Genomic DNA, 21,545 nt, shown 5'->3' with positions numbered 1-21,545 from the left:
TCCTGTACCGAGCATTCCGTATGCGGATAACTTCTATGTAGTCTTACTCTAGATACTAACTCCAACGAGTAGAACGGACGGTGCGAGGATGAAGGCCAAGTCCGGCGTCCGGCAGCAGAAGGCACAGGAAACCAGGAGGCGCATGCTCGACGGGGCGCTCCGGCTCTTCATCGCCAACGGCTACGACGGAACGACGATCGACTCCATCGCCCGGGAGGCCAAGGTCGCGGTCCAGACCATTTACTTCAGCTTCGGGAACAAGCAGACGATCCTCAAGGAACTCGTCGACGTACGCGTCGCCGGGGACGACGAGCCGATCCCGACGCTGGAGCGCCGGTGGGTGAGGGACGCCGTCACCGCCGAGTCCCCGGAGGCCCAGCTGCGCCACCAGGTGGCGGGCGCCCGGGAGATCTACGAGCGGGTCGGCGAGCTGCTGGAGGTGCTGCGCAACGCGGCCGCCTCGAACGAGGACGTGGCCCCGCTGTGGGAGCGCAACAAGCGGCAGCGCCTGGAGGTGCAGCGGCACCTGGTGAAGGCACTGGCGGACAAGCACCCGCTGCCCGGCTCCCTCACCCTCGACCGCGCCGTGGACATCAGCTACGGCCTGCTGGGGCCCGAGATGTACCACCTGCTGGTCACCGAACGGGGCTGGACCTCGCAGCAGTGGGCCGACTGGGTCCACTCCGCCCTGTACCACCACCTCGTCGGCGGGAGCTGAGGTTCGGGAGGGCCCGGGGTCGGGCCCCCGTACGACATCCGTGGCGCCCGGTGGCCCGACACCCGGCGCGTTCCGACCGCGGCGGGGCGGTGACGTGCCCGCACCGCCCCGAGAACCCCTGGGAGAACCCGTGGCTCTGACGACACGGCCACACACCGGCCGGGACGCCCCGCAGCCGTCCCCGCCGCACAGCCGGCTCGCGGCTCTCGCCCGCGCCCTGATCCGGCGCCGGACGCCGGTCTTCCTGCTGGTGGCCGCCTTCTCCGTGGCGGCCGCCCTGTTCGGGAGCGGAGTCGCCGGACATCTGTCCAGCGGCGGCTACACCCCCGAGGACTCCGAGTCCGCCCGCGCCGAGCGGCTGCTCACCGAGCGCTTCGGGGCCGGGTCCCCCAACATGGTCCTGCTGCTGGAGGCCGACGCCCCGGTGGACCGGCCGGAACCCGCCCGGGCCGGCCGGGAGTTCACCGAGCGGCTCCGCGCGGAGTCCTCCGTGGTGTTCGCGGAGTCGTTCTGGACCACCGGCGACCCGTCGCTGCGCTCCGAGGACGGGCGCTCCGCCCTGGTCCTGGTGAAACTCGCCGGCGACGAGGACCGGGCCACCCGCACGGCCCAGGACCTCGTACCGGAACTCACCGGCGAGCAGGGCCCGTTCACCGTGACGGCCACCGGCGACGCCCCGGTCAACAACCAGTTGGAGAAACAGAGCCAGGAGGACCTGACCCGGGCGGAGCTGATCGCCGCGCCGCTGACCCTGCTCATCCTGCTGGCCGCCTTCGGCTCCCTGGTCGCCGCCCTCCTGCCGATGCTGGTGGGCGTCGTGTCGGTCCTGGGCACCCTCGCGGTGCTGCGCCTGATGGCGGAGTTCACCGAGGTCTCCCTGTTCGCGATGAACATCACCACGGCCCTCGGCTTCGGACTCGCCGTCGACTACAGCCTGTTCATCGTCACCCGCTACCGCGAGGAGCTGGCCCGGGGCCGGGAGGTGGGCGAGGCGATCGCCGAGAGCCTGCGCACCGCCGGCCGGACGGTGCTGTTCTCCGCGCTCACCGTGGCGCTCTCGCTCGCCGCGATGCTGGTCTTCCCCGTGTACTTCCTGCAGTCCCTGGCCTACGCCGGGATCGCGGTGGTGGTCCTCGCCGCGGCGGCCTCCCTGCTGATCCTGCCCGCGGTGTTCGCGCTGATCGGCCGGCGGATCGACCGGTTCGACGTATTCGCGGGCCTGCGCCGCCGCCTGCCGGGGTCCCGGCAGGACGGGCAGGGCTTCTGGCACTGGCTGGTGAGCAGGGTGATGCGCCGCCCGGTGCTGCTCGGCGGAGCCGTGGCCGCGCTGCTGATCATCCTCGCGCTGCCCTTCGGCCACGCCCGGTTCGGTCTCACCGACGACCGGATCCTCCCGGAGGGCAGCAGCGCCCGGGCCGCCGCCGACACCATCCGGGAGGAGTTCCCGGGGGCCTCCACCTCCCCGGCGACGGTGGTCCTGCCGGGCCTGGACCCCGGGGAGCGGCAGGCGGACCTGGAGCGGTACGCCCGCGAACTCTCCCTCGTCGGGGGCACGGCGCGGGTGGACGGGGCGGCCGGGAGCTGGGCCGAGGGCCGCCGGGTCGCGCCGCCCGGGCCGGGCTCGGCCGCCTACACGGCCGACTCGGAGGACGGCGGCACCTGGCTGTCGGTCGTCCCCGCCGTCAACCCCAACTCGGCGGCGGGCGAGGAGCACGTGCGTGCCGTACGGGCGGTGGACGCGCCGTCGCGCCCGCTGGTCGGCGGGGAGGCGGCGTCCCTGGTGGACACCAAGAGCGCGCTGGGCGAGCGCATCCCCTGGGCCGCCGCGGTGATCACGCTGAGCATGTTCGTCCTGCTCTTCCTGTTCTCCGGCAGCCTGGTCGTCCCGCTGAAGGCCCTGCTGCTCAACGTGCTGAGCCTCACCGCCTCCTTCGGAGCGATGGTCTACGTCTTCCAGGACGGCCACCTCAAGTGGCTGGTCGGCGACTTCACCCACACCGGGCAACTGGAGGTGACCGTTCCGCTGCTGATGTTCTGTGTGGCGTTCGGTCTGTCCATGGACTACAGCGTCTTCCTGCTCTCCCGCATCCGCGAGGAGTACCTGGCGACCGGGGACAACACCCGGGCGGTGGTGTTCGGGATCGACCACACCGGCCGGCTGATCACCGCGGCCGCCCTGGTCGTCGCCACGGTCCTGGCCGCGCTCGCCACCTCGCAGCTGAGCCTGCTCAAACTGCTGGGCGCGGGACTGGCCCTGGCGGTGCTCGTGGACGCCACCCTGGTGCGCGGCATCCTCGTGCCGGCCGGAATGAAGCTGCTCGGGCGCGTCAACTGGTGGGCACCGCGTCCGCTGCGGAAACTTCACGAGAAGGCCGGACTGCACGAGGGTTGACCGGCCCGCCTCCCCACGCTCCCGCCCCGGCCCGCCTCCCCCACGGGCCGGGGCGGGCCCGTCGGCCCAACTTGACTAGAGTGAAGGGCTAGAGTAGACATATAGCAAGTTCTCCCGAGCGCGGATGACCTGCTCGCGACGGGAGCGAAGGGGGTCGCCCCTCCCGGGATTCCGGCGGAGGGACCAGGTCGCGCGACCGCTTCGGCAACCGTGCCGGCCGTCCCCCGCGGAGACAATCGATTCATGTGTCATCGCGAGAGGCCGGGCACGCAGCCCGCCGTCGCTGACCAACGGGGGGATACGATTGCCTGACTCAAGAGACTTCTCTCGCACCACACGCGCCCTGTTCGGGACGGCGTACCGGGCCACCGCCCGGCACGCCCTCCGGCCCCGCCCCCGCGACCGTGCCGTGTCCGGCGGGCGGCGGCTGCCACGCCCTCTCGTCCACCGCGCCTGACTCCTCCTCCCCGGTCCGCCCCGCCCGCCTCGACGGCGCGGCGAACGGCGGAGCGGGCACCGGTCCCGCCGAAGCGGTGCCGGCCGTCCCCGCACGTCCCCCGTCCGGAACACACCGCCGTGCCCCGGTGACGGGTCCGGCGGACGGTCCACCACAGCCGGGCGGGTACGCGCCGCGGGTCCGTCCGGGGCCGGAGCGGGCCGCACCCGGAAGACCGGAAGAGAAGCCCTCTTCCGCACCCCTCAGCTCTCCTCCGTGTCCGCGCCCGCACGGGCGCGGACACGGAGGACACCCTCACGCGCCGAAAGGCCGAACGGAGTTCCGAACGTGAGCACTGCTGCACCGGCCGGCTCCCCATGCCGTTTCCTCGTCCTGTCCATCGGCAAGCGCGCCTCCTTCCACGACGCCGTCCTCCGCGCCCTCACCGACCTCGCCGACGGATCGGAGCGTCCGCTGACCGGCGTCCACCCCGGTGTCGAACTCCCCTCCTCCGAGTCCCCGGAGACCGCCCGGACACCCGTCTACACCCGGATCCTCGGCAAGGCACGCGCCTTCCTCGACAGCGCCCTCCCCACGGCCGAGCTGTGTCTGGTCACCGCCGACAACCCGGACCGGGCGGCCCGTGCGGTGCGCGGGCTGCCCGCCGCCGGAGCCGCCGGGCCGGTCCCCCTCGTCCTGGTCGACGCGGCGGGCGCGGGCCTGAGCACCGCGCCGTTCGAGACAGCCGTCGCCGAGGCGTTACGGGAGCTGGCCGACGGACTGCCCGGCGGACTGGGCACCGGACTGGGCGCGCGCCACACCGCCGTCTACACCGAGAACCCCGAGACCGCCGGCATCCCCGGGACCACCGGGGACGGGGCGGCGGTCCAGGTGGCGCGGCCGTATCCGCTGCACCTACTCCCCGCGGACCCGTGGACCCTGGCCGCCGACGTCGTCCGCCTCTTCGGCGACCACGTGCAGCGGTGGCTCAACGACTCCGCGGCGCGGGTCGCCGCCCGGGACGGCGTGACGACCCTGGCGGACGCGCTCCACGGCTTCCTCACCGGGCAGGCCGGCTCCGCCTGGGGCCTGCACTACTACACCGGCTCGGTCGTCTCCGGCCTCATCGAGGACCTCGACCGCCTGGCCGGGGAGTCCGGCAACCCCGTGCTGCGCGGACCGAGCGAGCACAGCCTGGCCTGCGGCGCGCTGGCGCGCTGGCAGCTGGACGAGGCGCCCTTCCTCACCGTGGTGACCAGTGGGATGGTCGACGAGTTCCGCGGCACCCTGGCCAACCTCCGGGAGGCCCGCGCCCGCGGCTTCGTCGTCTGCGCCGACTCCCCGTCCACCGCCTGGTACCCCTTCCAGGGGACCGTCCACGGCGCCGAGGACTCCCGCGCGGTGCTCGCGGCCCGGGGCGTGCCCCATGTGTACCTGGACGACCCGGACCGGCTGCCCGCGGACCTCGGTGCGGCGTACGCGGCGTACCACGAGGACCGCGGTCCCGTCGTCCTGCTCGCCACCCCCGCCGTCCTGCGGGCCACCGGTCCGTTGCCCGCCGGTGCGGGTGCGGGTGCGGTGCCGGGCCGCCGCCCGGCCGCCTCGCTCACGGTCCGGGAGGACCAGCTGGCGCCGGTCGCGGACCTCGTCAACCACGGCCCCGGCCGGCTGCTGTGGCAGGTCGGCCGACTGGACCACGAGGAGGCCGGCCTGGTGCATGACATCGCCCGGCGGGCGGGCGTGGCCCTGGCCGACTCGCTGACCCGGCCGGGCCAGGTCTCCCGGTACCGCGACGGCCGCGTGGTGCCCGAGTACCTGGGGACCCTGGGACTGTACGGCTTCTCCTGGCGAGTCCACTCCTATCTGCACAGCCGGGGCCGGCTGCGCCCCCGCTCCGAGCAGTGCCTGCTCTTCCTCAAGAGCCGGATCGCCGAGGCGGCCACCCCCTTCTCGCCCCGCGTGCTGCGGCGCTCCCTGCGCATCGCCCAGGTCACCCGGGAACCGGCGCACCTCGCCCCGTTCACCGACCATCCCGTGCTCGCCGACGCCCGCGGCTTCCTGCACGCCCTGCGCGAACGGCTGGACGTGGCCCCGGAGGTCCTCGCGGCCCGCGCCGCGGCCCTCGCCGACGCCCGGGAGAGCGCCTCCGACGCGGTGCACGAGCTGCCGGTGCTGCCGATGAGCGCCAACCACTTCTTCGGCCGGCTCCGGCAGGTGCTCGACGAGCTCATCACCACCGAGGGCTACACCTACACCGGCGTGTACGACGTGGGCCGCGGCGGCCTGTCCGCCGTCCGCAACCTGCCCCGTACCGGACCGGGCTTCTCCGGCTGGTACGGTCGGGCGCTGATGGGCGACGCCCTCCAGGCCGTCCCCGCCGTCGCGCTCACCCGCGACGACAACGTGCTCGCCTTCATCGGCGACGGCGCCGCGGCGCTGGTGCCCGACATCGTGCCCGCCCTCGTCCAGCAGGTGTGCCTCTACGGGCACCGGCTGCGGCGCAACGTCACGGTCTTCCGGCTGGTCGACGGCGGGCACTCGGTCATCCGCACCTACCACGAGGGCCGTGCCGACGCGGAGCTGAGCCGCCAGAACCAGGTGGTGAGCCTGCCGGAACCGGAGTGGTCGCGGTCCTTCGGCCCGCTGACCGTCCACCACCGGCACCTGGCCGACCCGTCCGGAGCCGAGCTGCGCGACCTGCTGCGGCAGCCGGCCACCGTCAACCTCTGCTCGGTCCCGCTGTCCCACAACAACGAGGGCGACGGGCTGAGTCTGCTGTCCTCGCACGGCTGGCAGCGCGACGAGCTGTCCGACCTGACCGCGGCGATGATCCGGACCGCGCGCAACCGCGCCGGTCTCCCCGGTTCCTGACCCGCCCGCACCTCACGCCCGCTCCCTCACCGGCTTCGATCCGCAGACCGGAGCGCGGCGCGCCCCGCGCGCCCGCGCCCGGACCTTCCCACGGAGGCATCCTCTTGTCCCCCGACACCCCGCACCGCACCGGCGGCCCCCAGTCCACCGCGCAGCCCACCGGCACGGCGTTCGGCTTCCTCGCCCATCCGATCAGCGCCGGGCACCGCAACCAGATACGCGGGCTCGACCTCTTCTCCCGTCTGCTGGACGAGCACCGCGGCGTCCCGCGCCCGCCGGAGCCGCGCCACAGCCTCCCGGTCCCGCTGTTCGAGACGGTGACCTCGGCCGCCGGGGCGCGCTGCACCGGCGAGGTGCGCTATCTGCCGTACACCGCCGACCAGTTGCTGCGCCGCCCCACCACCGCCCGGAACATGGTCGCCGCGGAGGCCGCGAAGCTGCGGGACTCCGGGGCGCGGCTGGTGGGCCTCGGCGGCGCCACCTCCATCGTCGGCGACCGCGGCCTGTGGACGGCCCGCGAGGTGGGCATCCCCGTCACCAGCGGCAACTCCCTGACCGTGTACGCCGCCCACCAGGAGCTGCTGCACATCGTGCGGCTGCTGGAACTGGCCCCGGAGCGGACCCGGGTGGCGGTGGTGGGCTACCCCGGCTCGATCGGTCTGGCCGTCACCCGGCTGCTGCTGGCGGACGGCTTCCCGCTCGACCTGGTGTGCCGCCGCGGCAACCGCTCCCCGAAGGCGCTGCTGCGGCATCTGGATCCGGCCCACCACGACCGGGTGCGGCTCGTCGACGACATCCGGCAGTGCTCGCCGGAGACCCGGCTGTTCGTCTGCGCCTCCTCCGTCGGCGGTCTGGTGGACCCCGACCGGATCCGGCCCGGTTCGGTGGTGGTCGACGTGGCGCTGCCCCGCGATGTCGCCACGCCGCCGCGCGACGGCCACGAGGTGCTGGTCGTCGACGGCGGGCTGGTCAGCGCGGGCGACGGCGTCACCGTCGGGGACGGCTCCCTGCCCAGTCCGACGCAGCAGCTCAACGGCTGTCTGGCCGAGACGCTGGTGCTGGCGCTGGAGGGCCGTGCCGAATCCTTCTCGCTGGGCCGTGAACTGGACCTGGAGCGGGTGCGCACCATCGGGGCGCTGGCGGCCCGGCACGGTTTCCTCCCCACCCCGCTCGCCTCCTTCGGGCGGCCGGTGGCGGACGAGCAGATCCTCCGGCTCGCCCGGCACCTCCGGCGCCCGCCGTCCGGCCCGAAGAACACCGGGGAGGACACCGGGGAGGGCACGGACCGCCCGGCGGACGCCGGGACCGCCGAACAGCTCGCCTCGGCCACCGCGCGGCGCTTCCGCAGCCGGATGAACCCCCCGATGGCCCGGCTGTTCGAGGCGCACGGCATGGACCGGGTGTTCACCGGCGGCAGCGGCTGCACCCTCACCACCGCCGACGGCACCGAGTACCTGGACTTCGTCGCCGGCTACGGCTGCCTCAACCTCGGCCACAACCATCCCCGGGTCACCGGACGGCTGCGGGACTTCCTCGACCGGGGCACCCCCACGTTCGTCCAGTACATCTCCATGCCCGTCCACACCGCCGAACTGGCCGAGCACCTCAGCTCCCTGGCCCCCGGCCGGCCGGAGCGGGTCTTCTTCAGCAACTCCGGTACGGAGGCGGTGGAGGCGGCGCTCAAGGTCGCCCGGGCCGGGACCGGCCGCACCCGGCTGGTCCACGCCGACAACAGCTACCACGGCAAGACGCTGGGCGCGCTGTCGGTGACCGGCCGCGACCGGCACCGGACGCCGTTCGGCCCGCTGCTGCCCGACACCGTCGCGGTCCCGTACGGCGACCTCGACGCACTGCGGGCGGTGATCGACGGGGCGGCGGCCTTCATCGTCGAGCCCGTCCAGGGCGAGGGCGGTGTCGTCCTGCCGCCCGACGGCTATCTGCGCCAGGCGCGCGAGCTGTGCCGCCGGGCCGGGGCGGCGTTCGTCCTGGACGAGATCCAGACCGGTCTGGGCCGCACCGGCGCGCTGTTCGCCGCCGACCACGACGGTCTGGACCCGGACGTGCTGTGCCTGGCCAAGTCGCTCTCCGGAGGCCTGGTGCCCATCGCGGCGACGCTCTGCCGCGGCGACCTGTGGGACGCCGCGTACGGCAGCACCGACCGCTCGATGCTGCACTCCTCGACCTTCGGCGGCGGCAACTTCGCCGCGGCGGCCGGGCTGGCCACTCTGGACGTGCTGGTGGCGGAGGACCTGCCGCGGCACGCCCGCGAGGTCGGCGAGTACCTGCGCCGGTCGCTGCGCAAGGCGTGCGAGCCGTACCACTTCGTCAAGGAGGTGCGCGGCATCGGGCTGATGACGGCGATCGAGTTCGACGGCGACTTCTCCGGCGCGGTCCGGTCGCTGACGGACGAGCTGCTCACCCGGCTGCCCGGCGATCTGCACACCGTGGTCGACTGGCTGCCCGGGGACCTGCGCTCCGCGCTCTCCCGGGCCGGCTCCGCGCTGGAGTCCACCCTCGGCGACCTGATGTGCCTGCGCTTCGTCAACGGTCTGGCCCGCGACCACCGCATCCTCACCTTCGTCACCGCCAACCACAACCGGGTCATGCGGATCCAGCCGCCGCTCGTCCTCACCACGGCCGAAGCGGACCGTTTCGTCGCCGGGGTGGAGGCCGTCTGCCGCGATCTGGCACTCCACTCCGACCTGGACGCCTGGCTGCCGCCGGGCCGCTGACGGCCCCTCGCCCCGCGCACCGCCCCGGGGCGCGCACCGGCCACGACACCGACCACGCACAGAGCAGACACCGAGCACATCGAGTACACACCGAGCACACCGACCGCGCGCCGGCCGGCAGGAGGAGAGACACGAGATGAGCACCGAGGACACCAGGCAGCGGGTCATCGGCTACATGGTGGAGCGGCTGGGCCTGGAGCCCGACGAGATCACCGACACCACCCGGTTCAGGGAGGACCTGGAACTCGACTCGCTGGACATGGTCGAGCTGGCCACCATCCTGGACGAGGAGCTGGGCACCCAGCTGGACGACTCCGCCCTCGAGTCCCTGGCCACGCTCGGCGACGTCGTCGCGTTCGCCGAGTCCCGCGGCACGCCCGACCGGAGCCCGGCGTGAGTGCCTGCCGGGTCGTCGTCACCGGGGTGGGGCCGGTGACGTCGGCGGGCGTCGGCGCCAAGGAGTTCCACCGCGGTCTGCTCGACGGCGTCAGCGCCGTACGGACCATCACCCGCTTCGACCCGGCGGACCTGCCGGTGCGGATCGCGGCCGAGGTGGATCTGCCAGAGCACCTCACGCCGCCGCGGCGGGACGCGGTCTCCACCGACCGGTGCGTCCAGCTCGCCGCCGCGGCGGCGCATCTGGCCCTGGAGGACAGCGGCCTCGACCTGGCCGCGGTGGACCGCGACCGGGTGGCCGTGGCCGTCGGCACCGGCTGCGGGGGCGCGGAGAGCATCGAACGCGGCCACCTCGCCTTCACCGGGCGCGGCCCCCAGGGGCTGCCGGCGCGCTTCATCCCCATGTCCATGGCCAACAGCACGGCCGCATGGCTCTCCATCCGGTACGGCCTGACCGGCCCGTGCGCCACGACCGTGACGGCCTGCGCCAGCGGCGCCGACGCGCTGGTGGCGGCCCACCAGATGATCGTCACGGGCGAGGCCGACGTGGTGCTCGCCGGCGGGGCGGAGGCACCCGTCACCCCGGTGATCGTCGGCGGCTTCGCCCGGATGCGGGCGCTGTCCACGCGGAACGGCGAACCGGAGCGGGCCAGCCGCCCGTTCGACGCCGACCGGGACGGCTTCGTGATCGGCGAGGGCGCGGCCCTCCTGGTCCTGGAGGAGGCGGGGCACGCGGCGGCGCGCGGGGCCGTGCCCCTGGCGGAGTTCCGCGGCTACGGGCGCTCCGCCGACGCCCACCACGTCGTCGCCCCCCGGCCGGACGGTTCCGCCGCCGCGCGGGCGGTGACCGGGGCGCTGCGCTCGGCCGGTCTCACCCCGGCGGACGTCTCCCACGTCAACGCGCACGGCACGGGCACCGTCCTCAACGACGCCGCCGAGGCCCGGGCCCTGCACACCGCGCTGGGGCCGGACGCCGCGCGGATCCCGGTCTCGGCCACCAAGTCGGTGACCGGTCACACCCTGGGCGCGGCGGGCGCGATCGAGGCCGTGGCCAGTGTCCAGGCCGTAGTCCACGGCGTCCTGCCGCCGACGGCCAACCTGGACGTGCCGGACCCGGAGACGGGACTCGACCTCGTCGGCGGGCAGCCGCGCGAGACCGAGGTGACCGCGGTGCTGTCCGACTCCTTCGCCTTCGGCGGACACAACGTCGTCCTCGCCTTCACCCGTCCGGAGCAGTGCTGACCGGCCCGGCCCCCGCCACCACGTCCACAGGAGGAAGAGCATGACCACCGACTACGACGCGATCGTCGTCGGCGCCGGGTTCGCGGGCGTCACCGCCGCCCGCGGACTACGGGCCGCCGGACGGCGGACGCTGCTGCTGGAGGCCCGCGACCGGATCGGCGGGCGCACCTGGACCGAAGAGTTCGCCGGACGGCGGATCGAACTGGGCGGCGCGTGGATCCACTGGAACCAGCCGCACATCTGGGCGGAGCTCACCCGCTACGGCATACCGGTGGTGGCGGACGAGGAACCGGAGGAGATCCTGCTCGCCACCGAGGAGGAGCCCCTCCCGCTGCCGGCCGACGATGTCCTCATGTCCGTCACCGAGCTGCTCAACCGGGTCTTCCGGGACGCGGCCGACTACTTCCCGCGCCCCTACGACCCACTGTTCCGCGCGGATCTGCTCGACGGGTACGACCAGCTCTCGCTGACCGAGCACCTGGCCCGCACCGACCTCACCGCCGAGGAGCGGAACCTGGTCACCGGGGTGCTCGCCACCGAGCTGGGCGGCCGGGCCGACCGGAGCGCGGTCTCGATGCCGGCCCAGTGGTGGTCCCTGGGGAGCCTCGACCGGCACGGCTACCACTCCATCGTCAGTATCCGCCCCGAGCCCGGCACGCTCGCGGTGCTGGAGGCGATGCTGGCCGACTCGCCCCCCGAACTGCGTCTGGGCTCACCGGTCGCCGCGGTCGCCGACGAGGGTGGGCGCGTCGTGGTGACGACCCGGGCGGGCGAACGGTTCTCCGCGCGGACGGCGGTGGTGGCGGTGCCCGTCAACATGTGGCCGGCCATCGACTTCTCCCCCGGGCTGCCCGCGGCGCACACCGCCGTGGCCGGGGCGGGGATGGGGGTGGCCGACAGCGTCAAACTGTGGCTGCGGTTCCGCAGCGGTCTGGGGAGGTTCATCGCCCAGGGCGCGCCGGACGCCCCGATCTCCCTGCTGATGCCGCACTCCGAGTCCGAGGACGGTGTGCACCTGATGACCGGCTTCAGCGTCGACCCGTCGTTCGACGCGGCAGGCTTCGGGGAGGTCGAGAAGGCGGTACGGCGGCTCGTCCCGGATGCCGAACTCATCGACTACCGGGCGCACGACTGGGGCCGGGACCCGTTCTCGCGGGGTGGCTGGGGCAACCGGCGGCCGGGGCATCTGATCAACTGGCACCGGGCGCTCGGAAAACCCCACGGCAGGGTCGTCTTCGCGGGCGGCGACCTCGCGGACGGCTGGGCCGGCTGCATCGACGGGGCCGTCGAGTCGGGCCTGCGGGCCGCCCGGCAGGCGGTGCGGTACTCGGCGCCGGAGGCGGACTGACCCCGGCTCCCGTCCGCGCACGGTGCTCCCACGGCCGGGCGGGCAGGAACTCCGCGCGGCGGCGGGGACTCCCGGAGAACGGGAGGCCCCGCCGCCGGCGGCCGGACAGGCAGGCAGGCAGGCAGGCAGGCAGGCGCCGGACGCTACGGGGCGTCCCGCACCCTGCCGGTGGCCAACGGGCCCTCCACCGGGTCCCCGGAGCCGTCCTCGACGACCAGCCGGAGCCGCAGTGACTCCTCCGGCTCGGCCGCCCCGTCCACGGCGACGGGCACGCTCACCTCGACGCTCGGCTCGTCCGGTGGAAGCGTCAGATACACGCGGAGATCGTCCCCCACCTCCGACAGCGGCCGCTCCGGGAGCGCCGGGACGTCGTGGTAGTCCTCCAGCCAGGTCCGGTCGAGGTCCGCGGTGGACAGCTCCGTTCCGCCGTCCACCGGCACCGGCCGGAACCAGCCGAAGACGTAGGTGTCGATCTCCTCGTCCAGGGACACCCGCCAGGTCAGTTCCTGCCCCTCGGCGACCCGGTCGGCGACCGGGGTCACGGTGATCTCGGGCAGGGGGTCGTCGTTCCGCGCGGTGACCGTGCCGGTGGCGGAGCCGATCACCGTGCCGCGGACCGCCTTCGCGGCCGCGTACTGGGAGAGGTCGTTCCCGTAGCGGGTGTTGCCCTCCACACCGACGGGCATCTCGGGGCTGTCGCCGGGCCGCACCGTCACCGTCCGGACCGCGATGTCGCCCGAGCCCGGTTCCGGGACGAACAGCCGCACCTGGCCGCCGCCCTGGCCGGAGATCCGCACCGGTACCCGGTGGGTGCGGACGCCGGAGTCGCCCTCGTCGACCGTCAGATGGCCGAGGTCGATGCGGGTCAGCGCGGCCGGCTCGGCCTCGGGGGTGCCGGGGCGCCAGCCCCAGGAGTCCACCAGCCACGCCCGCCCCGAGTCACCGCGCGGGACCAGCTCCAGGCTCTCGATCCGCTCCGGGTCGAGACCGGCCTCGGAGACGGCCGCCAGCGGCACCCGGACCTCACGGGCCCAGTGCGAGACGGTCCGATCGCTGCCGGGCAGCCCGTCGACGCTCACCCGGCCGAGTTCGGCCCGCCGTCCGGAGGTGTCGGTGAGGGCCACGTCGAACCGGGTGCCGGTGGTGTTGGGCGGCACCATCAGCCGGAGGGCCAGCTCCTCCGACCCGGCCACGGAGACCGGTTCGGCCGGGGTCACCCGCACCGCGGCCGCGGATCCCGGTGCCGACCACTCCAGCGCCACGGCGTACCGCCCCGGTTCGTCGTTCGTCAGCATCCAGAGGAAGTGCGGTGATCTCCCGTCCTCCGCCGGGTCCAGGCAGGCGGTGGCGGGGTCGGGGTGGACCTGCCGGCACAGCCGCCCGCCGGTCACGGCGGGTTCGTCGTCGGGCAGGAAAGCGGGGGTGCGGTGGGCGCCCACGGCGTGCGTCAGGACCTGCGCGGGACCGGCCGAGGGGGCCCGTACGCCGGAACCGTCCAGCAGCGGGCGCACCCGGTCGTCGCCCTGCACGAACAGCCGGGCCGCGGCGGCGAGGTACGTCGCCCCGGCGGTGTGCTGCTGGGCGGCGGTCAGCCGTGTCCCGGTGGCGGCGTCCGGCGAGCAGACCGGATCCGGATCGTTCTCGCCCCAGTCCTGGAAGTCGTCGTCAGCGGGTGCCTCGGCCTCGCCCGGCGTCCACTCGCTGTTGAAGAAGTTGTGGTTGGCGCCGACCATGTACACCACGCTGTGCAGGGCGGCGCCCCGGCTGACGCCCCGGGTGGCGTCCGCGTACACCTGGCCCTGCAGGTCGGAGACGTCCCCGTCGCAGCCCGGCAGGATCGTCACCGACGGCACATCGGGGACGGGGTTCTGCCCGAAGGCGGTGGGGGCGATGTGGGCGGTGCCGCGTATGGTCCAGCGCGTCTCGCCGCGGTAGCCGTCCTCCTCGGCCGGCGGGGGGTAGAGGCTGTCCATGGCGGCCCGGTTCACGCCCTCCCCGCCCCGCGAGTGGCCGACCAGCAGCACCTTCGACAGATCGGCGGTCGGCGCCGACCGCACGGCCGCCGGTGCCGTGGCCGGGTCGGCCGACCAGTCCGCCCAGCGGGCCAGATGCAGCCGCACCAGGGAGGAGCGGGCCTGCGCCCCGCCGTCCTTCGCCAGATGGTCCTGGCTGTTGACGCCGTTGGCGGAGACGGACACCGTCACATACCCCTGGGAGGCCAGGAGTTCCTGGTCCTTCAGGTAACCGCGGTGGCTCGGCACCGGCTTGGCGCCGGAGGGGCAGGGCCACTCCCCGGTCAGCGCCTCCTCACCGCCGTAGCAGGTGCCGTGGCGGCCGTGCAGGAAGAGCGCCAGCGGACGGCGGCCCTCGGCGCCGGCCGGCGCGACGACCACCGCACGCATCTCCACCGGGGTGTCGAACCCGGGCAGCGCCACCGGCGGCAGCTCGTACTCGCCGGTGACCGTCCCGTACTCACCGGGGGTGCCGGGATCGACGGAGTTCACCGGAAGCACGGCTCCCGGTTTCGCCGAGGGCACGGGGCGCCGGGGCTGCTGTCCTCCGACCGGGCCGGGCCGGTCCAGGCGCAGGCCGCCCGCCCGCACCTCCAGGTGCTCCAGCCGCTCCGGGCGGGCCTGGCGCAGAGCGAGGCGGAAGGTGCGCCCGTCGGCGTCCGCCACCGGATGGCCGAGGAGCCGGTCCCCGGAGTAGAACCCGACGGCGGCGTCGGTCAGGGGCACCGGGCCGGCCGAGCGCCAGACCAGCTGCCTGCCCGGGCCCTCACCCGATAATCCCCAGCCTTCCGGGAGTTCACCTCCGGGCGGCGCCGACGACGACGGCGGTGGTGGCACGGGCTCGGCCGGCTGGGCCCGGGCCACGCCCGGCGCCCCCGCCGCCACCGTGCACAAGGCGGCCAGGGCCGCCAGGGCGGCTGTCACACGCGGGACACGCATCGACGTTCCTCGCTTTCTGGACCGGCACCGGGCCGGTCCCGGTGCCTCGTCGCTCCCCGGGGGCTTCCACTTCTCCTGACCGACACCTGGAACCGGCGGGTTGCCTCGCGCCGGGAACGTCACCCGGGGGCGTTCCTTCCGGACGCTCCCGGGCCCACCGCGCGTCACATGAAGTTGCGGGTGTGCAGCGCGGAGAGCTCGGCCGCCTCGTCGGCGGGGAAGCCGAGGTGGACCAGGCGCCGCTGCCGACCCTCGTCCATCTCGGCCTGGAGCCGCAAGACCGCGTCGAAGCCCCGGCCGACCGCCTCCGGCGTCCACTCCCCCGCGGCCAGCACCACCAGGGAGTCGAAGACGTCCTGGTTGAGCCCGGCGGTGTCCACCAGCGCGTCGTGGCGGCGCTCGACGGCGGCCCGGAGCCCGCCGCGCAGCGCCGGGTCGAGGGTGCCGCGGTGGTGGAGGTGGGCGACGCCGAAGGCGACGTGCCGGGCCTCGTCGCGGCGGGCCAGGGCGGTGATCCGGCGGGTGAGCGGGTCCGGGGCGTGCCGCTCCAGGAAGCCCAGCAGGTTCAGGAAGCTGCCCTCGCCGAGCACCGACAGCAGGAACGAGGCCAGCGAGAAGTCCGGCTCGGTCAGCAGGGCGTGCAGCGACTCCCGCCCGCCGGCCGAGGAGGTGCCCAGCTCACCGCCGCGCAGCAGGGCGCGGCGGGTGAAGACCTCCATGTGCCTCGCCTCGTCGGCGGCCTGGACGGCCAGCAGTTGCTGCACCTCCCGGAAGTGCGGGTGGATACGGGCCAGCAGCCGGGCGGGGACGACGAGGGCGGCCTGCTCGTTCTCCACCAGGTACGTCATCACCTGGACGACGGCCCGCTCGACCTCGCCGGGCAGGGTGAAGCCGGCGTCCCAGTCCACCGCCCGCGCCGGATCCCACTGCTCGGCCGCCGCGCGGGCGTACAGGGCGGGCGCGACATCCGCCCAGACGTGGTCGCGGTCGGCCAGGTCGAAGGGCCCGGCCGGTCCGCCGTCCTCCACCAGCGCACCGCGCGCCGCCAGGCCCCAGGCGGCCGGAGGGCGGGCGACGAGCCCGTCCGGGCCGGGACCGCCCGCCCGGACAGCGCCCGCCCAGCGGTCCAGGTCCGCGCGCCCGCGGACGACGCGGGCGCGTATCCCGTCGGGCCAGTGCTCGCCGGGCCCCGGTATCCGCACCCGGTGGCCCCGCTCGCGGCACCAGGCCCGCAGATGGACGGGCAGCATCGGGTCGTCCCCGGCCACCGCCAGCTCCTGGCCCGGGCGCAGGTCGCGCAGCGCGCGCTGCACCAGCATATGGGCGCCCCGCTCGAAGCCCAGCGTCCCGAGCCGTACCGCCGGCGGGGTCGGCCCGGGTGCCTCCCCGGGGACGTCTTCGGGGGCGTCTCCGGGCGCGGGCGCCGTCACGGTGTGTACTCCGCGGCGGTGATCCGGCCGTCCGCGGTGTAGAAGCCGCTCTCGTCGACCGCCTGCGCCAGCGAGGCGTAACCGCCGGTGCGCCCCGGCAGCCACTCGGTGAGCCCCTCCAGGTCCAGCAGCGGGCGCACCTCGGGATCGGCGTAGGACATCGACAGCAGCAGCCTGCCGAACTCCTCGGCCGTCTCCAGCGGCGCGCTGTCGGAGACGGTCATGTTGCAGTGGTCGTACGGCTCGGTCTGCGCCAGCACCCGGGTGCCGCCCGGCGGCAGGACGCCCTCCCGGCCGAACAGCAGGTGGTTGGCGTCGATGACGCACGCGGCGTCCACCTCGCCCGCGGCCAGGGCGCGGGCCGCCTCCCGCTCCCCGCCGACGTGGTCGCCGTGCAGCCCGGTGCCGATGTCGAAGCGGCGCACCGCGAAGTCCTCGCCGGGGCGCAGCCCGGCCCGGCGCAGCAGCCCCAGCGGCAGCAGGGTGGCCTGCGGCGAGTCCACCGCGCCGACGGCGACGGTGCGGCCCTTGAGGTCGGCGGGCGAGTCGATCGGCGAGTCGGCGCGGACGAGGACGAGGGAGGTCAGGTCCTGGTCGGTGTCCCGCATCACCAGCGTGCGGACCGTCCGGCCCTCCGCCCGGGCAAGCCGTTCGGCCCGGAGCCAGGCCAGCGGCGAGTTCCACGCGGCGTCCAGCCGGCCCGCGACCAGGTCCTCGACCTGCCGCTCGTAGTGGGAGTACAGGACGTAGTCGAAGGGCAGGCCCTGGCCGCGCAGCCAGGAGCGGAAGCCCTCCCAGATGGTGACGACCTTGGGGTCGTAGGCCACCGCGCCCATCAGCAGCGTCATCTCTCGCACCTTCCGTTCCCGCCGTCGTCCCCTGCGGGCCGCCGTCCGGGCCCGGGTTTGGGGAGCGCCGTTGTGGTGACCCGTCGTCAGAGTCCTGTCGTGTCCGGTGGATCCACGCGTCCACGGCCTGGAACGCCTCATACGGGATTTTTCTCCGGGAACCGTATAAGAGTGTGATCTTCCGGGCAACCATCCGTCCCGGCCGCCCTTGGGGACGCCTCCCGCCGGCTGTGTCGCGCGTCACACTCCGCCGCTCCGTCAAACCGTGCCGACCACCGCTCCGTGGCAGCGAACGGGCCGGCGCCCGCGGCCGGCCCGTTCGAGGAAGACGCCCAAAAGACCGGACGGAGCCCACCGTGGCCAGGACCAGGACCAGGCGCAGGCTGTTCGCCGCGGCCGCCACCGTCACCCCGCCCTCGCCCTGCCCCTCGCCACCGCCTCCAGCGCCGCCGCCGAGACCCGCCTCGGCCCGCACTACACCGGCTCGTTCCTGGAGTGCCAGACCCTGGACAACAAGTTCGCCCAGCAGGGGCAGCTGACGGGGTTCACCTGTGTGCAGCAGGGCAACTGAGTGGTCATGTACCCCTGGTGACCCGTTTCCGGGAATCCGGACCGCACCCTCGATGAGACACCCGGCCCCGCGGCACCCCGCGCCGCGGGGCCGGACCCCCGGGCCGCACCGGCACGGCCCCCGGCTTCCCCCCCTCGCCCGTGCGGCGGGGGGCCGGGGCACCGCCGGGCGGGTCAGGCGCCCCGGTCGCCGTCGAGGGCGAACCGCACCGGCGGCGGCCCCGCGTCCGGCACGGTCAGTGCCGTCGGAGTCGGCGGATCACCGGCCCCGCCGAGGACACCTTGCTCGGCGAGATCATCGAACCCAACATGGGGCCGGTTCACCTGGCGATCTGCCGAAAGCACCGCGACCCACGGCGCTGAGGAGCAATGAGTGGCCTACTACCCCGACCTGGCGCCCTACTCCTACGACGAGTCGGACCGGGAGATGCTCAATGCCGGGTGGCTGGCGCCGGAACACGACTATTGCAAAGGGATCGTGGACGAGCGTGTGGTGCATGCATCGAGAGTCCTGAACGCCGCCTACGACAACCAGACGCGTGGCGTCCACCACTGCGAGTTCTGTGACGCCGACCGGCCCTTCGTTCTGGGTGGAACGACCGGGGACACCAAGGTGCGGCTTGGTTCGACGGAGATTCGGGTGAGAGGGAACAACACAATCTACGCCGCACCGGATCTGACCACCCATTACATCACAGAGCACCAGTACCGCCCGCCCGAGGAGTTCTGCCGTGCGGCAGCAAAGGCGGCGGGAATCGAGACGGCGGGACAACTGACCTTGTCCGAGCAGAGCTCCGAAGAAGACACCGGGTTCTGACCCTGTCACGTGCGCGGCGGGGTCGGGCTCGTTGTTGTGGTGAGGGGTGAATGAGGCTCCTCTGCGAGGACACGCAGGCCAACGGCGTAGAGAAGGTTCTCCCCACTGAGGACGGACTGATGCTGGAATTCGAGCAGGCGGCCGAGCTGGCCCAGAAGTTCCTGGACGAGGAAGTGGGGAGCCCGGATTTTCCCATGGCTCTCGTCAGGGACGAGCACGCCCGGATCGGGAAGGAACTCTTCTTCGACTGCCAGTCGGCCGCCTACCTGGAGAGCGGGGACTTGTCCGACATGGCCATCGGCACCGGGTACGTGTGCGTGGACTTGGAGACAGGCGCCTGCCGTCTGCTCGGGGCCGTCGAGTCGGTCCAGATGGGTCTGTTCGAAGATGATGAAGAAAGCATGGACGAGGAGGAAGAGGAGGAACGGTCACTGAAGTGATCCGTGAACCGACACGCGGCCGGGCGGGCGCACCGCCCGCCCGGCCACCCGGACCGGCGCGAGGCGCTCCCGGCGAGCCGGCCCCACCGGAGCAGGTCCGATCCGGCGAAACCCACGTACCGCTGCCGCCGCCTCACGAGGAAGGACCGAGATGCTCGACCGGGAAGAAGCCGAGCGCAGGGCCGCGGAGTTCCTGGCGGAGAGGAGCAGGACCTGGGGTCCCTCGTCCGACGTACGGATCATCCCTGAGTACTGCTTCACCGACCAGGGGTGGTTCGTCGCCCCTTACGACCACGTCGAGTACCTCGACCACGGCCGTGAGGACATGCAACTGGGCGGGAACCTACCGGTTCGCGTCGAGCTGAGCACCGGCTCCTGCCGCTTCCTCACCTGGGCCGAAGCGCACGACTTCCTGGAGCGCGGCCTGCTGTGAACCGGCGTCTACCGGACATGCTCCACCGGTCCCGCCAGGATCGTTCTGGCGGGGCCGACTCTCATGGCGCGTACGTCCCGCCTCGGTCCCGTCGCCGTCACTCCCGGCCGGCCCACCCGCCGAAGCGGTCGGACCGCCGAAGGCCCGGGCGAGTGCCGGGCCGCCCGTCCTAAGCTCCGCCCACACCGTCTTGCCCGGCCCGCACCGCTCCCGCACCCCCCAGCGGTCCGCGACCGCCGCCACCAGCGGCAGCCCCCGGCCCCGCTCCCCCTCCGGCTCCCGGGCGGCGGGCCGGACGAGCGGCAGCGGGCGGGACGGGTGCGTGTCGGACACCTCCACGCGCAGGACACCGCCTGCCGGTTCGTGCCCGAGCGCCAGCTCGAAGTCCCGGCCGGGCACGCGTCCGTGCAGCACGGCGTTGGCGGCCAGCTCGGCGACGACGAGCACGGCGGCGTCGTGCACGGCCGTGCCGCGCGGGACGCCCCACACGGCGAACTGGTGCTCCGCCAGCAGCCGCGCCAGCCGCGCACCGCGCGGGGTGGGCGAGAAACGCTGCGCGAACATACGTACGGTGACGGAAGTCGGGGGGTGCGATTTCGTCATGGCGGCCAGCGTTCCGGGGTGAAAGCGCAGTTCGTCAGGGGCTCCCCTGGTACAGGACCAACTGTGCCGGTGGGCACTGTGAACTGGGTCTGTCACCCGGTGTGACCATGAACCGATTGTCACGTTGGGAGATGAGAAAGACACAGCGAGTACGGGGAGGCGGACTGCCGTGACGGACGACAAGGACCAGCAGGACCAGGAGAGCCGGCAGAACCGGAAGGCCGGGCACGGCGGCGTGAACGGCGGTGCGGGCGGCGGTACGAGCAGTGAGCCGGAGCTGTCGGACAGCCTGCGGACCTTCGGCGCGGTCCTGAAGGCGCTGCGGGAGGAGGCGCGGCTGACGCAGGAGCAGCTCGCCTCGAAGGCCCGGTACTCGGCGCACTACATCGCCAAGATCGAGCAGGGCAAGCGGTTCCCGCCCAGGGGCCTGCTCGACCGCTCGGAGGAGGCCCTGGGACCGGCCGCCTCCCGCGTCCTGGCCGCCGCCGCCCGCACCCTGATCCGCCGGGCGGGGCTGGCGTCCTGGTTCCACCAGTGGGCGGGCATCGAGGAGGAGGCGCTGTCGCTGTTCACGTACGACCCGAGCGTCATCCCGGGGCTGCTCCAGCCGGAGGCGTACATCCGCGCCGTCTTCGAGCGCCGCCTGCCGCCCCTGACCGAGGAGACCATGGAGCGCCAGGTGGCGGGCCGCCTGGCCCGGCAGCAACTCCTGCTCGAACGCCCGAACACCACCTTCTCCTTCATCATCGAGCAGGCCCTGCTGGAACGCCGCCTGGGCGGCGCCGAGGTGACACGGGAACTCATCGACCACCTCCTTGAGGTCGGGAAACTCCGCAATGTGGAGATCCAGACGATGCCGCTGCGGCAGGAGGACCACTCGGGCTTCGAGGGACCGATTTGCCTGGCCGAACTGCCGGACAACCGATGGGTCGGCTACGTCGAGGCGCACGACACCACCATGCTGGTATCCGACTCGAAAGTGGTCAGCAACATGCTCCAGCGCTATGGCAGGATGCGCGCACAAGCCCTGAGTCACCAGGCCACCAGGGACCTGCTGGAGCGGATGCGAGGGGAGCTATGACCACCACGGAACTGGACTGGTTCAAGAGCAGCCACAGCGGCGGCGGGGGTGGCAACTGTGTCGAGGTCGCCGTACAGCCCGAAGCCGTCCTCGTCCGCGACTCCAAGGACACCCGGCGGCAACCACTGACCGTGTCCCCCACCGCCTGGACAGCCTTCACCACCCACACTACGAACTCGCGCCTCTGAAGCCGAGAGCCGTCGGGATGGCGTGCGAACACCGTCCCGACGTGCCGGA

At 73.7% G+C, this 21,545-nt stretch carries 17 protein-coding genes; 13 read left to right on the top strand and 4 right to left on the bottom strand.

Features of this window, described 5'->3' with window-relative positions:
• Positions 1-88 precede the first annotated feature (88 nt).
• The 7 genes from V1L54_RS01145 to V1L54_RS01115 all read left to right on the top strand — a co-directional run bounded on the left by V1L54_RS01145 (position 89) and on the right by V1L54_RS01115 (position 12,135).
• Positions 89-718 (top strand): TetR/AcrR family transcriptional regulator, encoded by a 630-nt coding sequence (locus V1L54_RS01145; protein ID WP_330115889.1) that lies wholly within the window; start codon positions 89-91, stop codon positions 716-718.
• A 130-nt stretch (positions 719-848) separates the two neighbouring features.
• On the top strand, positions 849-3,110 hold the full coding sequence (locus V1L54_RS01140) for an MMPL family transporter (protein ID WP_330115888.1): 2,262 nt from the start codon (positions 849-851) through the stop codon (positions 3,108-3,110).
• A gap of 784 nt (positions 3,111-3,894) precedes the next feature.
• A complete protein-coding gene (locus V1L54_RS01135) occupies positions 3,895-6,417 on the top strand; it encodes a hypothetical protein (protein WP_330115887.1) in 2,523 nt (840 codons plus the stop codon).
• 104 nt (positions 6,418-6,521) lie between these two features.
• Positions 6,522-9,149: a prodigiosin MAP biosynthesis aminotransferase PigE gene (pigE, locus tag V1L54_RS01130; protein WP_330115886.1), complete on the top strand. Its 2,628-nt coding sequence runs from the start codon at positions 6,522-6,524 to the stop codon at positions 9,147-9,149.
• A gap of 136 nt (positions 9,150-9,285) precedes the next feature.
• A complete protein-coding gene (locus V1L54_RS01125) occupies positions 9,286-9,546 on the top strand; it encodes an acyl carrier protein (RefSeq protein WP_330115885.1) in 261 nt (86 codons plus the stop codon).
• On the top strand, positions 9,543-10,787 hold the full coding sequence (locus V1L54_RS01120) for a beta-ketoacyl-[acyl-carrier-protein] synthase family protein (protein WP_330115884.1): 1,245 nt from the start codon (positions 9,543-9,545) through the stop codon (positions 10,785-10,787). The genes V1L54_RS01125 and V1L54_RS01120 overlap by 4 nt, the downstream gene beginning before the upstream one ends.
• 40 nt (positions 10,788-10,827) lie before the next feature.
• Positions 10,828-12,135, top strand: coding sequence for a flavin monoamine oxidase family protein (locus tag V1L54_RS01115; RefSeq protein WP_330115883.1), 1,308 nt, complete (start codon positions 10,828-10,830; stop codon positions 12,133-12,135).
• Between the two features lie 143 nt (positions 12,136-12,278).
• On the opposite strand, the gene V1L54_RS01110 is transcribed toward V1L54_RS01115, so the two are convergent.
• The 3 genes from V1L54_RS01110 to V1L54_RS01100 form a co-directional block, all read right to left on the bottom strand.
• Positions 12,279-15,086, bottom strand: a complete 2,808-nt coding sequence (locus V1L54_RS01110; protein ID WP_330115882.1) for a hypothetical protein — start codon at positions 15,084-15,086, stop codon at positions 12,279-12,281.
• A gap of 164 nt (positions 15,087-15,250) precedes the next feature.
• Entirely contained in the window at positions 15,251-16,516 is a 1,266-nt protein-coding gene (locus V1L54_RS01105; RefSeq protein WP_330115881.1) for a ferritin-like domain-containing protein, read from the bottom strand.
• Positions 16,513-17,364, bottom strand: coding sequence for a phosphate/phosphite/phosphonate ABC transporter substrate-binding protein (locus tag V1L54_RS01100; RefSeq protein ID WP_330115880.1), 852 nt, complete (start codon positions 17,362-17,364; stop codon positions 16,513-16,515). The genes V1L54_RS01105 and V1L54_RS01100 overlap by 4 nt, the downstream gene beginning before the upstream one ends.
• Positions 17,365-17,629: 265 nt before the next feature.
• Between V1L54_RS01100 and V1L54_RS01095 the strand changes: the two genes are divergently transcribed.
• The 4 genes from V1L54_RS01095 to V1L54_RS01080 all read left to right on the top strand — a co-directional run bounded on the left by V1L54_RS01095 (position 17,630) and on the right by V1L54_RS01080 (position 19,624).
• Positions 17,630-17,935 carry a hypothetical protein gene (locus V1L54_RS01095; protein ID WP_330115879.1) on the top strand — a complete coding sequence of 102 codons (306 nt, stop codon included), beginning with the start codon at positions 17,630-17,632 and terminating at the stop codon, positions 17,933-17,935.
• Between the two features lie 372 nt (positions 17,936-18,307).
• Positions 18,308-18,751, top strand: coding sequence for a DUF7919 family protein (locus tag V1L54_RS01090; protein ID WP_330115878.1), 444 nt, complete (start codon positions 18,308-18,310; stop codon positions 18,749-18,751).
• A gap of 50 nt (positions 18,752-18,801) precedes the next feature.
• Positions 18,802-19,191: a hypothetical protein gene (locus V1L54_RS01085; RefSeq protein WP_330115877.1), complete on the top strand. Its 390-nt coding sequence runs from the start codon at positions 18,802-18,804 to the stop codon at positions 19,189-19,191.
• A 151-nt stretch (positions 19,192-19,342) separates the two neighbouring features.
• Positions 19,343-19,624: a hypothetical protein gene (locus V1L54_RS01080; protein WP_330115876.1), complete on the top strand. Its 282-nt coding sequence runs from the start codon at positions 19,343-19,345 to the stop codon at positions 19,622-19,624.
• On the opposite strand, the gene V1L54_RS01075 is transcribed toward V1L54_RS01080, so the two are convergent.
• On the bottom strand, positions 19,535-20,188 hold the full coding sequence (locus V1L54_RS01075; protein ID WP_330115875.1) for an ATP-binding protein: 654 nt from the start codon (positions 20,186-20,188) through the stop codon (positions 19,535-19,537). The genes V1L54_RS01080 and V1L54_RS01075 overlap by 90 nt on opposite strands.
• A 316-nt stretch (positions 20,189-20,504) precedes the next feature.
• On the opposite strand from V1L54_RS01075, the gene V1L54_RS01070 reads away from it, so the two are divergent.
• Positions 20,505-21,308 (top strand): helix-turn-helix domain-containing protein, encoded by an 804-nt coding sequence (locus tag V1L54_RS01070; RefSeq protein ID WP_330116116.1) that lies wholly within the window; start codon positions 20,505-20,507, stop codon positions 21,306-21,308.
• Positions 21,305-21,496: a DUF397 domain-containing protein gene (locus V1L54_RS01065; RefSeq protein WP_330115874.1), complete on the top strand. Its 192-nt coding sequence runs from the start codon at positions 21,305-21,307 to the stop codon at positions 21,494-21,496. Before V1L54_RS01070 ends, V1L54_RS01065 begins: the two co-directional genes overlap by 4 nt.
• Positions 21,497-21,545: the final 49 nt, after the last annotated feature.

Origin of the sequence: Streptomyces rubellus (genome assembly GCF_036323805.1) — a bacterium.
Taxonomy (GTDB): Bacteria; Actinomycetota; Actinomycetes; order Streptomycetales; family Streptomycetaceae; genus Streptomyces.
The sequence above is the reverse complement of the archived record's forward strand: the minus strand, read 5'-3'. Positions and strand labels throughout refer to the sequence as shown.

Excerpts from the sequence above, each read along its gene's own strand:
- V1L54_RS01145 (WP_330115889.1), top strand. The coding sequence starts at position 89 with ATGAAGGCCAAGTCCGGCGTCCGGCAGCAGAAGGCACAGGAAACCAGG.
- V1L54_RS01125 (WP_330115885.1), top strand. The coding sequence starts at position 9,286 with ATGAGCACCGAGGACACCAGGCAGCGGGTCATCGGCTACATGGTGGAG.
- V1L54_RS01115 (WP_330115883.1), top strand. The coding sequence starts at position 10,828 with ATGACCACCGACTACGACGCGATCGTCGTCGGCGCCGGGTTCGCGGGC.
- V1L54_RS01110 (WP_330115882.1), bottom strand. The coding sequence starts at position 15,086 with ATGCGTGTCCCGCGTGTGACAGCCGCCCTGGCGGCCCTGGCCGCCTTG.
- V1L54_RS01100 (WP_330115880.1), bottom strand. The coding sequence starts at position 17,364 with ATGACGCTGCTGATGGGCGCGGTGGCCTACGACCCCAAGGTCGTCACC.
- V1L54_RS01085 (WP_330115877.1), top strand. The coding sequence starts at position 18,802 with ATGAGGCTCCTCTGCGAGGACACGCAGGCCAACGGCGTAGAGAAGGTT.
- V1L54_RS01080 (WP_330115876.1), top strand. The coding sequence starts at position 19,343 with ATGCTCGACCGGGAAGAAGCCGAGCGCAGGGCCGCGGAGTTCCTGGCG.
- V1L54_RS01075 (WP_330115875.1), bottom strand. The coding sequence starts at position 20,188 with ATGTTCGCGCAGCGTTTCTCGCCCACCCCGCGCGGTGCGCGGCTGGCG.
- V1L54_RS01065 (WP_330115874.1), top strand. The coding sequence starts at position 21,305 with ATGACCACCACGGAACTGGACTGGTTCAAGAGCAGCCACAGCGGCGGC.